The sequence below is a fragment of the Peptoniphilus senegalensis JC140 genome (genome assembly GCF_000321025.1).
Lineage (GTDB): Bacteria > Bacillota > Clostridia > Tissierellales > Peptoniphilaceae > Peptoniphilus_A > Peptoniphilus_A senegalensis.
On record NZ_CAEL01000057.1, the window covers coordinates 1 to 233 of the forward strand.

Annotated in this window: 1 protein-coding gene; it reads right to left on the minus strand. The window is 40.8% G+C overall.

What is annotated here, in order from left to right; all coding sequences use genetic code 11:
• On the minus strand, positions 1-107 hold a 107-nt coding region (locus PTSHG_RS10275), incomplete at its 3' end, for a putative RNA methyltransferase (protein ID WP_392392324.1).
• Between the last annotated feature and the right edge of the window lie 126 nt (positions 108-233).

Consider the following 233-nt stretch of genomic DNA (forward strand, 5'->3'; position numbering starts at 1 on the left):
GCCATATCAAATGCATGATTTTGCGCGCAACGAACCGTACCCGTTTGTTCTACATTCATTTTCTCATGACAAATTGGACATTGTAATAATGCACTGTGCGCTTTCATAAATTCCGTCGCACGTTGCTTTTTTGTTAATCCCACAAAGACACCTCATATAAAAAGGAGGCACATTTGCCCCCACGTTTTTTCCTTTAGTATACCATGCTATTTTGGTGAAACGAGCACATGACG